Source organism: Bacillus sp. MUM 13 (assembly GCF_001866725.1).
Taxonomy (GTDB): domain Bacteria; phylum Bacillota; class Bacilli; order Bacillales; family DSM-1321; genus Peribacillus.
The window spans coordinates 18,708-28,519 of record NZ_MLYQ01000082.1 but is presented as its reverse complement, the minus strand read 5'-3'; the positions used below and the strand labels follow the sequence as shown (position 1 = coordinate 28,519).

The window sequence follows — 9,812 nt, the reverse complement described above, 5'->3', positions numbered from 1 at the left end:
ATTTTCTCTCTTTTTTATTGGCTGTTTTCGTAAACTTTGCTGCTTTGGAACAAGGGGTTGATTTCCGTTAATCCTGCAGGAAGCGGCGTCATTAGTCTTTGATCCTCCAAACAAGGCGCTTTCGCTTTTTAAATCCAGCTCCAGCGCCTAGCCCCTCGAGGTCATAAGTGAATTGAAGGCAAAGAACGCCTTCTATTCTTCCGCGCCTTATGCAGGTCGGGGCTAAACAGGCGCTTGCGCTTTTTGTTATTAAAGCAAGAAGGCTATGCCTGATAGGAGGGTGGTTAGCAGCATGGATAGCAGCATGACGTATACGACGATTTTTGTGAACTTTTTGTTTTTCATTTTTTCTCTCCCCGATTACGTTTGTTACTATTATTTTACCGTCTGTCCTCTGCGTTCACAAGAATAAAGTCAAACTTCAAAGCGTGCAGTGTCCCGGCATGCTTGCGGTTATTGCCAGTTTCATCTGTTTTTTGATGCAATATTTAAGAAAAGCAGATTTTTAGCAGGAATTATGACGATTTATACCGAATATTGTTATGTTGAAATAGTGGTAAATCTAAAGTTGGGAGCTGCTTGCCATGATTGAAAAAGTGGATCATATAGGGATAGCGGTAAAGTCGATTGATCAGGCGCTGCCGCTATATACAGAAACGTTTGGTTTAAAGCTGTTAGGGATTGAAGCAGTGGAAAGCCAGGGAGTGAAGGTTGCCTTCATCTCTGCAAATAATGTAAAGCTGGAATTATTGGAAGCGTTATCAGGAGACAGCCCTGTTGCTAAATTTATTGAAAAAAGAGGAGAAGGCCTCCACCATATTGCCTGGGGAGTGCAGGGGATTGAAGAACGAATTGCAGAAATAAAAAGCTTTGGGATAAAGATGATTGATGAAACTGCGAGAACAGGGGCTCATCAGGCAAGTGTTGCTTTTTTGCACCCCAAATCAGCTGCTGGCGTGCTTTATGAATTGTGCGAACCCAAAAAGGAGGAAGACACAAATGACTGACATCTATGAACAAATTAATGAGCTTTATGACAGGCGCAGGGAAGTGGAGCTAGGAGGCGGGGACGAAAGAATTGAAAAGCAGCATGAAAAAGGAAAGCTGACTGCGAGAGAGAGAATCGAGCTGCTTGTTGATCCAGGGACGTTCATCGAATTGAATCCCTTCATTGAACACCGAAGCAGGGATTTTGGCCTTGATAAGGTAAAGGGGCCTGGTGACGGAGTAGTAACCGGATACGGGAAAGTGAATGGCAGGGACATTTACTTATTTTCTCAGGACTTTACCGTATTTGGCGGGGCATTGGGCGAAATGCATGCAAAGAAAATTGCAAATGTCATGGATTTGGCTGCCAAGAATGGAGCCCCCTTTGTAGGACTGAACGATTCTGGCGGTGCACGGATCCAGGAGGGAGTCGTTTCGCTGGACGGGTATGGACATATTTTCTATAGAAATTCGATTTATTCAGGCGTTATTCCCCAGATATCCGTCATAATGGGGCCGTGTGCGGGCGGCGCTGTTTACTCCCCTGCCATTACAGACTTTGTTTTCATGGTGGAGAAAACGAGCCAGATGTTTATCACAGGGCCAAAAGTCATTGAAACGGTTACAGGAGAAAAAATAAGCTCCGAGGACCTTGGTGGAGCGGATGTCCATAATACAATCAGCGGAAATGCCCACTTCAAGGGAGAGTCTGAAGAAGAAGTCCTGAAGATGGTGAGGGAACTGCTAAGCTATCTTCCGCAGAACAATGAAGAAAAGCCGCCGCGGCTTGAGGCTTCACAGGAAGATGACTATCGTCCGGATTTAACAGAAGTCATTCCGTTTGATGGCCTTCGTCCCTATGATGTCCGGAAAGTCATTGAGCAGGTGGCTGACAGCGGGTCCTTTATGGAAGTCCAGAAGAATTTTGCCAAGAATGTTGTTGTGGGACTGGCAAGAATCAAGGGTGAGACGGTAGGGCTTATCTGTAATCAGCCTAAGGTATTAGCAGGAGGGCTTGATATTGATTCCTCCGACAAAGCGTCAAGGTTTATCCGGTTTTGTGATTCGTTTAATATTCCCCTTATTACCTTTGAAGATGTTTCTGGATTCTTCCCTGGTGTCAAACAGGAGCATGGAGGGATTATCCGCCATGGAGCTAAAATCCTCTACGCATATTCAGAGGCCACTGTGCCTAAATTAACCGTTATCCTAAGGAAAGCATATGGAGGGGCGTACGTAGCATTGAACAGCAAATCCATTGGAGCGGATCTTGTTTTTGCCTGGCCAAATGCCGAAATTGCGGTAATGGGCTCACAAGGGGCTGCCAATATTATTTTCGCGCGTGAAATCCAGAACAGCGAAAATCCTGAAGAGACACGTGCCGAAAAAATCGAGGAGTACAGGCAGAAGTTCGCAAATCCATATGTAGCAGCGAGCCAGGGAATGGTCGATGATGTGATTGACCCCCGTGAAACAAGGATCAAGCTTATCCAATCGCTTGAAATGCTGAGAAACAAGAAAGAATCCCGGCCGTTTAAAAAGCACGGTAATATACCGCTTTGATGATCAGAAGAAAAAAACGGAATATTTGCCGAGCATCTGTTTTTAGCAGTATACTAAAGATGGGATTTTACATATTGCTAAAAAGCAGTCAAATAAAGCAGAAGTGCTGTATGAATGGTTCAGCATGATGCCTGAAAATTTTTGGAGGTATTGCCGGGATGATTAATGAAGATCGTTTAGTAAAAGAATTTATGGAATTGGTGCAAATCGATTCTGAAACAAAATTTGAAACAGAAATTGCAAAAGTGCTTAAGGAGAAGTTTTCAAGCCTTGGAGTAGAAGTTTTTGAAGATGATACTACTGCACAAACAGGTCATGGAGCGGGCAATCTGATTTGTACGCTTAAAGGTACGAAAGAAGGAGCAGATACCATTTACTTTACTTCTCACATGGATACAGTAGTTCCTGGCAAAGGAATCAAACCGTCCATTAAAGATGGTGTGATCGTTTCTGACGGCACAACAATTCTTGGTGCCGACGATAAAGCAGGACTTGCTGTTATGCTTGAGACACTCAAGGTGATCAAAGAGCAAAACATTGCACATGGAACAATTGAATTCATCATTACAGTCGGCGAGGAATCAGGTCTTGTTGGGGCTAAGGTTTTGGACCGTTCATTAGTTACGGCAAAATTCGGCTATGCGCTTGACAGTGACGAGAAGGTTGGAAACATTATTGTAGCTGCTCCTACGCAGGCAAAGGTTTCTGCTGTCATCACCGGCAAAACAGCCCATGCGGGTGTTGCTCCTGAAAAAGGTGTATCAGCGATTACCATTGCTGCTAAAGCCATTTCCAGAATGCCTCTTGGACGCATCGATTCAGAAACTACGGCTAATATCGGACGCTTCGAAGGCGGCCAGCAAACGAATATCGTATGCGACCATGTTGAGATTTTAGCAGAAGCACGTTCCCTTGTGCCTGAAAAAATGGAAAAGCAAGTGCAAAAGATGAAAGAGGCGTTCGAATCAGCTGCAGAAGAAATGGGCGGCCGTGCTGATGTTGATGTGAAAGTCATGTACCCTGGTTTCAAATACGGTGCAGGTGACCATGTAGTGGAAGTGGCAAGAAAAGCTGCCGAAAAAATCGGCCGTCCTTGCGAATTGCTGCAAAGCGGAGGCGGAAGCGATGCTAACGTAATCGCCGGATTCGGAATTCCGACTGTCAACCTTGCAGTCGGCTATGAAGAAATCCACACGACCAATGAAAGCATTCCAGTTGAAGAACTAACTAAGCTGGGAGAAATGGTCATTGCCATCATCAAGGAAGTAGCAGGCGAATAATCAATGGAAAAGAGAAATTCCTTTCATAGGAATTTCTCTCTTTTTCTGAAATTTTCATGGTTAAATAGTCACGCTAGAGAAAAAGGGTATATTAGGTGAAATGGACTAAATCCCTTTTTGTAACACTGGAAAATCAGCAGACAAGATTATAGTTTCTATCAAAAAGATTGAAGGTGATGACTTGATGAAGGATTCGCAGAAAATTGTGGTGATTACATCGGGGGAAGAAGAATTTGGTTTGCCTATCGAAACGGTGCAATCCATTGAAAAGCCTGTGAGCTTAACGGCAATCCCCCATTTCTCTGATGCTGTCGAAGGAATGGCAGCCATAAGGGATACACTGATTCCTATGATTTCTATTCAAAAGGTTTTGTTTCCGCATAAAAAACCTTCGGAAAAACAGGGAAAGTGGATTTTATTGAATACAGATGGCATGGCGATAGGGCTTATTGCGGATGATGCCCGCGAAATCCTCGATATTGCTGATGAACAAATTAAGATTGCTGGTTTCCTGGGTTATCAAAAAACAAAATACATAACAGGTGTAGCCGACCTGGGTGAAGGCAGGCTGATTTCCATTATTGACCCGCAGGTGCTTTGCCAGTCAATAGAAGGAATCAGCGGCATAGAAGAATACATATTAAACCAGCAATCGGGCTGATGAATGGTCCGTCAATCAAGACGAAGTGCAGGATGCAGTCATGTCCTTCTGTTTTGGAAAGAGCGGAGAAAATTTATTTTCTCCGCTAAATTTTTGTCTTCATTCCGTATAGGCCGGAAGCAGAATCAGGTCTCTTTACACACTTAAATACTAACTTAGTCACCTTCTTTGAGGGCTGGATAAAAAATAGAGACTGTGTTCCTATATAAAGATCTAAAATAGACCATCAAAGTATAATGCTTTTCCCTGGCTTCAGAGATTGATTTAACTGCAAAAATACATCTGACGTTCCTCGTCCTTCTCTTAACATTCATAAAAAATCTGGCTACACCTTCATTTTTTCTGTTTTCTATTTGATGTTTGCTAAGCTTGACCACTCCCATATATTTTCTTCCCATATCACATACTTTCCTTAGCGAAACAGCTCTTCTCCATAATTTTAGCGGAATTTCCTCCTGTAAAAATGCACTTGACTACAGTGATAATCCTCGTGAATCAGTATTGAGGGGATTAAAACCCCGGTATTTGGTGTTTTAAAAATCGAGGATTCAAGTAGAACCTTAGGGCATAAGGGGTTTTTCTTACAATTAGGCTCTTTTCTTAAAGATTGATGCTTTTTAAAATGTTCTGTGAAGAGATCCTGTTGTTAAACCGGGTTGATTAGGTACGAGGCTCCTATGGGATTAGGGCCACGCAGGCATCTCAACAACCGCCCCCGGAAAGCGAGCATCCTGGAGTGAAATCAGCCAATTGTTCAGGCAGCAACAATTTTTACGAAACAGCAACAATTATTAAAACCATGAAATCACAGCGTTTTATGATAGCCGGCATACACATTTTTTGTAATTTACGTCTTATTTGAGAATAAATGGTCTTTTATCTCGTTCCAATGTCCTCCCATGACACATATTAATACAGGGAAAATGATTATCCAGGAAGGGGAAAAATATTGATGAATAAGGAATTGTTTACTAATCTGATTGGTAAGGTTCTCAGGATAAACAGGGGAGGCCCAGAATCTAGGACGGGCATATTATTAGACGTTTCAGATGACCATTTGGCGATATTAACTGACCAAGAAGGTGTCGTCTACTATAAAACTTCTCATATCAAAAGTATTACTGAGAATGTAAAAAAAGGCTTCGAATTTAAAGTGGAGGTTCCGCTGGATTTTTCTTATAAAACAGCTTCAAATTTTAAAAGCTTACTAGATGAACTTAAAAATCATTGGGTAAATATTAACCGTGGCGGCCCGGAGAAACTTGAAGGAATACTTTGCGATATTAATGATGAATTCGTTACGGTATTTTTTAACGAAGAAGTTATCCGCCTGGCATTATTCCATATCCGCAGTATCAGCTATGGGGAAAAAGTAGAAAAAGCAAAAGAAGATGAAAAGGCAGAAAATAATAAAGATAAAAATGCAGATAAAGCAGATAAAAATGCAGATAAAAAATCAAACGAAAAGAAAAAATAAATTATCTTATACTTGTGTCGCTTCTATATAGAGAAGCGACCCTGCCTATATTAAGGAGGGCATTAAAGTTGATAAAACAAAACTTTTACGAGGAACTTAATCCGCTGATAGGTTTTAATATTAGTATCATTACAAATAATCACAATGTTCATAATGGGTTCTTGCTTGATGTGAAACGTGATTTTCTTGTCATTCAAATGGGAGCTAAAGAATGTTATTTTAGCTTAAATCATATATATGCGGTTTCTAAAAATACCAGAGATTTCAAGGGTAAAGTCTTTGACTACATTTCTACACAGAAACAAACCTTAATTGAATTATTAAATGAATTAAAACATCATTGGGTGACTGTTAACGGGGATAGTAATCTGCCTTTTGAAGGGTTACTAGGTACTGTAACGGATAGTTATATCGAGTTATTTAATAAGGATAAACAATTTTATATCCAATTGTCTAATATACATTATCTTTTAAAAGGTATCAATAAGAAGGAATCGTCTGAGGTTAAAGAACAGAAAAACAGTGAGGGGAAAACTGATAATAAACAGTCGGAGGAAAATCAAGGAAAGGGATTTAATGCTGATCAAAAGGAAGAGGGTGATGCATTAGAACCTAAAGTAAATCAAGAGTCATCTGCACCTCTTGAAAAAAGTAAACGTCAGGAGGTTTTACCTGAATTAAAAGAAGAACAACCTGTTCAATCTGAAATTACTAAAGATCAAGATATATTATTGGAGGTAAATCAGGTACTTGAAGAATTATCACAGCTAATTGCAGAGCCGGTCAACCGCGAAGGAAAAAGCGGACAGCACACAGTTTCTCCTGGATTCGAGCAGCCAGCTGCTCGAACTAAAGAACATAAAGCGGACAAAGATCTGGCCGAATCAATGGAGGATACGGCTGAATATAAGAATCAAATATCCGCTGAAAAAAAGGAAAAAAACATAGAAGTAAATGAGAAGGAAATTACTTCAGCAATTAATAAAAAGGAAATACAATCTGCAATCCAAGAAAAACATACAGAAGAAAGCTTACACTCAATCCCTAAGGAACCAAAATTGGCAGAAAAACATGATTCTAAGGAAAAAAGAGCAATGTTAATTAAGACTTTAATGGAATCCACTGAAAAGATGTTTACGGAAAATAGAATGCAAGAATCCCAATTTTCTTCTTTGATGAAGTATGCTCAAAGAATACACAGAAATAAACGGATTAAGCCTTAAAAATCATGATGCAGAATTGACCTGTATGGCAGGAGCGATCCCAATGACAGGGATGGTTATATATCTTCAATCTCCTTCATGGCTATCTGATATTGGCAGTTGGCAAAGTTCCATCCGGACGAATAAATAAACAAGTAAAACCCGCATACTTGCTAGTATCAATACCTTTATACATTTAAATAACAATTCTGCTATTCCAAAACGCTTTCCTTTAGTAATCAATGAAAGGCCAAATGCATGTTCTGGCATTTCGCTTATAATCTGATACAATAGTGAAAGATGTTAGGTGTATAAGGAAGTGGCAGTCTTGAAGGAAATGTACCCAAAAAAAGGAAGAGTTATTCTTCATGTTGATATGAATAGTTTTTATGCTTCTGTGGAAATGGCTTATGATTCGTCCCTTAAGGGAAAACCCCTTGCCATAGCCGGCAATGTGGAAGAGCGGCGGGGAATTATTGTTACCTGCAGCTATGAAGCGAGAAAATTTGGCGTAAAGACAACAATGCCCATTTGGGAAGCCAAGAAGCTTTGTCCTCAGCTCATTCTTCAAAAGCCTAATTTTGAACGGTACCGGAAAGCGTCACTCGCAATATTTGATATTCTAAGGCAATACACAGAACAGGTTGAGCCTGTATCCATTGATGAGGGATATCTGGATATAACCGAATGTGCACCGCTAGGCTCACCGCTTGAAATTGCCCGCAGTATTCAGCAGCGCATATTAGAAACAATGGACCTGCCCTGTTCGATCGGTATTGCTCCAAATAAATTCCTTGCCAAAACAGCTTCAGATATGAAAAAGCCAATGGGCATTACCATATTGCGCAAACGGGATGTTCCGGTTAAGCTTTGGCCGCTTGAAGTTGGCGAAATGCATGGAATCGGGAAAAAAACAGCGGAAAAGCTTCATTCGATAAATATCATGACAATTGGAGATCTGGCAAAGGCCCAGGAATTCTCTGTTAAGAATCTTCTGGGAATAAATGGAGTGCGTTTAAAGGAACGTGCAAACGGCAATGACGGGCGTCTGGTTGATCCAGAATCCATACATGACCATAAAAGCGTCGGCAATTCAACCACACTGCCAAAAAATACATCCAGCGAAAAAGAGCTGGTTGCCATTCTTGGCAAGTTATCTGAAAAAGTGGCAATACGGCTCAAAAACAAAGGACTCGTCGGCCAAAAAATTGGAGTGACCATCCGTTACGGAAACCTTAAAACGATTACGAGAAGCAAGCTCACTCCAAATCCTGTATGGTTAAAGGAAGATATTCATGCTCTTTGTGCGGATCTCTTCAGAAAGAATTGGAACGGTGAGAAGGTAAGGCTGCTTGGTGTAACTGCCTTTGAAGTGAAAGAAAAAGAAACCGCCTCTTTGCAGCTTGATCTTTTTTCTTTTGAGAACGAAGCTAAAAAAGAGCCCCTATATCAGGCAATGGAACAGCTGCAGAATAAATTCGGGAAAAGTATCATAAAAAGGGGAGTCGGCACAGCTTCTGACCCGAAGACGGCTGCTATTGGCACAGAAACAAGCTTTAACAAAGATTTGTTTGACAATTTTGCGCTTAAAGATACAAACAATAGGGATGCTGGAAAAGATATAAGGCAAAAATGGGATCAAGACTGACGATAAGTGAAGAAGGCTCTTTTCTTAAAAATTGCTGTTTTTAATGAGTTCTGTAAGACAAACCCATTGTTAAATCAGCCACCTTGTTCCATAGCAGCAAAGTTTACGAAAATAGCCATAAAGAAAAACACGCAGCTGGCCAAGTATCAGGCTTCTGTGTGTTTTTTTATGGAGCTTATTTTTCTTCTTTATTAAACCATAGAGGATCATTGTCATCTACATCACCATTATAATTGATGAGGATTTCCTCTCCTGCTTTTATATCCTTATACGCGTAAAAGTCAAAGGTGTGGTTTTTAAAGTTGATATCATACGTGGCATTCGGTTCGTATGAATGGTTAAATAGCATGCCATATCCCAGCAGGATTGCTGTATGGTTCGCGCCGTATTCAAAAGCATAATCATCGAGCAGCGTTTTTTCGATGTGAACATGCTGCTCATTGGGATAAGAAATAACCGGTGCTTCATGAATAAGTTCACCTTTTGCTATATCAGTTTTTGCAAACACGCCTCTATTGAATTCTCCATCACTTAGCGGAGATGTTTTGATTTCTATCATGAGATCACCTGCAATCTTTTCTTTTAAGTGTCTTACCTTTCTAATAGTGAAGGTTTATGTGTAAGAAAGCAACTGTTTTTAGCAGCTATTTCAGTAAAATTGTGCACTTCATTGCAAACATGAAACCAGACAGGGAAATGAATGACAAATTATTATTTTTTATTAAGGTTCTTTTCTTAATGGTTGCTGTTTTTTTATCAGTTTTGTGAGGCAATGTCTAAAAAGCGCATAACAGAAGGCACGACTAGCAGAATCGTATTAAAAACAGGGTAATATCCCTACATTAAAATAGGCCTGTTGGGATTTTTATGAAGATATTCTTTCATATAAGATATTAATATGTTTGCTTTTTAAAAAAATGGGGATATGGATAGTAAAAGAATTTTACGGCCACTCACAAGATAACGGGCAATCATACATACAATAGCATGATGG

10 protein-coding genes are annotated in these 9,812 nt (G+C 40.4%); 7 read left to right on the top strand and 3 right to left on the bottom strand.

Translation table 11 applies throughout. The annotated features are described in order from the left end of the window. Positions 1 to 249: 249 nt before the first annotated feature. Positions 250 to 345, bottom strand: a complete 96-nt coding sequence (gene prli42 / locus BIV59_RS23785; protein ID WP_170846185.1) for a stressosome-associated protein Prli42 — start codon at positions 343 to 345, stop codon at positions 250 to 252. A 239-nt stretch (positions 346 to 584) separates the two neighbouring features. Between prli42 and mce the strand changes: the two genes are divergently transcribed. From mce to BIV59_RS17350, 4 genes are all read left to right on the top strand, one after another. Then, positions 585 to 1,007, top strand: a complete 423-nt coding sequence (mce, locus tag BIV59_RS17365) for a methylmalonyl-CoA epimerase (RefSeq protein WP_071352719.1) — start codon at positions 585 to 587, stop codon at positions 1,005 to 1,007. Continuing rightward, positions 1,000 to 2,550, top strand: coding sequence for an acyl-CoA carboxylase subunit beta (locus BIV59_RS17360; RefSeq protein WP_071352718.1), 1,551 nt, complete (start codon positions 1,000 to 1,002; stop codon positions 2,548 to 2,550). Before mce ends, BIV59_RS17360 begins: the two co-directional genes overlap by 8 nt. A 158-nt stretch (positions 2,551 to 2,708) precedes the next feature. Beyond that, positions 2,709 to 3,830 (top strand): M20/M25/M40 family metallo-hydrolase, encoded by a 1,122-nt coding sequence (locus tag BIV59_RS17355; protein ID WP_071352717.1) that lies wholly within the window; start codon positions 2,709 to 2,711, stop codon positions 3,828 to 3,830. Positions 3,831 to 4,014: 184 nt separating this feature from the next. After that, on the top strand, positions 4,015 to 4,491 hold the full coding sequence (locus tag BIV59_RS17350) for a chemotaxis protein CheW (RefSeq protein ID WP_071352716.1): 477 nt from the start codon (positions 4,015 to 4,017) through the stop codon (positions 4,489 to 4,491). A 155-nt stretch (positions 4,492 to 4,646) separates the two neighbouring features. Here BIV59_RS17350 and BIV59_RS17345 read toward each other — a convergent pair whose 3' ends face one another. Next, positions 4,647 to 4,889, bottom strand: coding sequence for a hypothetical protein (locus tag BIV59_RS17345; RefSeq protein WP_071352715.1), 243 nt, complete (start codon positions 4,887 to 4,889; stop codon positions 4,647 to 4,649). 554 nt (positions 4,890 to 5,443) lie between these two features. On the opposite strand from BIV59_RS17345, the gene BIV59_RS17340 reads away from it, so the two are divergent. From BIV59_RS17340 to BIV59_RS17330, 3 genes are all read left to right on the top strand, one after another. Next, entirely contained in the window at positions 5,444 to 5,968 is a 525-nt protein-coding gene (locus tag BIV59_RS17340; RefSeq protein ID WP_071352714.1) for a hypothetical protein, read from the top strand. Between the two features lie 68 nt (positions 5,969 to 6,036). After that, on the top strand, positions 6,037 to 7,191 hold the full coding sequence (locus BIV59_RS17335) for a DUF2642 domain-containing protein (protein WP_071352713.1): 1,155 nt from the start codon (positions 6,037 to 6,039) through the stop codon (positions 7,189 to 7,191). A 307-nt stretch (positions 7,192 to 7,498) separates the two neighbouring features. Beyond that, positions 7,499 to 8,818 carry a DNA polymerase IV gene (locus tag BIV59_RS17330; protein WP_071352712.1) on the top strand — a complete coding sequence of 440 codons (1,320 nt, stop codon included), beginning with the start codon at positions 7,499 to 7,501 and terminating at the stop codon, positions 8,816 to 8,818. Positions 8,819 to 8,993: 175 nt separating this feature from the next. Here the strand turns inward: BIV59_RS17330 and BIV59_RS17325 are convergent, their stop codons facing one another. After that, positions 8,994 to 9,377 carry an SET domain-containing protein gene (locus BIV59_RS17325; protein ID WP_071352711.1) on the bottom strand — a complete coding sequence of 128 codons (384 nt, stop codon included), beginning with the start codon at positions 9,375 to 9,377 and terminating at the stop codon, positions 8,994 to 8,996. Between the last annotated feature and the right edge of the window lie 435 nt (positions 9,378 to 9,812).

Coding starts and splice junctions, on each gene's coding strand:
- BIV59_RS17350 (WP_071352716.1), top strand. CDS start 4,015: ATGAAGGATTCGCAGAAAATTGTGGTGATTACATCGGGGGAAGAAGAA.
- prli42 (WP_170846185.1), bottom strand. CDS start 345: ATGAAAAACAAAAAGTTCACAAAAATCGTCGTATACGTCATGCTGCTA.
- mce (WP_071352719.1), top strand. CDS start 585: ATGATTGAAAAAGTGGATCATATAGGGATAGCGGTAAAGTCGATTGAT.
- BIV59_RS17325 (WP_071352711.1), bottom strand. CDS start 9,377: ATGATAGAAATCAAAACATCTCCGCTAAGTGATGGAGAATTCAATAGA.
- BIV59_RS17355 (WP_071352717.1), top strand. CDS start 2,709: ATGATTAATGAAGATCGTTTAGTAAAAGAATTTATGGAATTGGTGCAA.
- BIV59_RS17360 (WP_071352718.1), top strand. CDS start 1,000: ATGACTGACATCTATGAACAAATTAATGAGCTTTATGACAGGCGCAGG.
- BIV59_RS17340 (WP_071352714.1), top strand. CDS start 5,444: ATGAATAAGGAATTGTTTACTAATCTGATTGGTAAGGTTCTCAGGATA.
- BIV59_RS17345 (WP_071352715.1), bottom strand. CDS start 4,889: ATGGGAAGAAAATATATGGGAGTGGTCAAGCTTAGCAAACATCAAATA.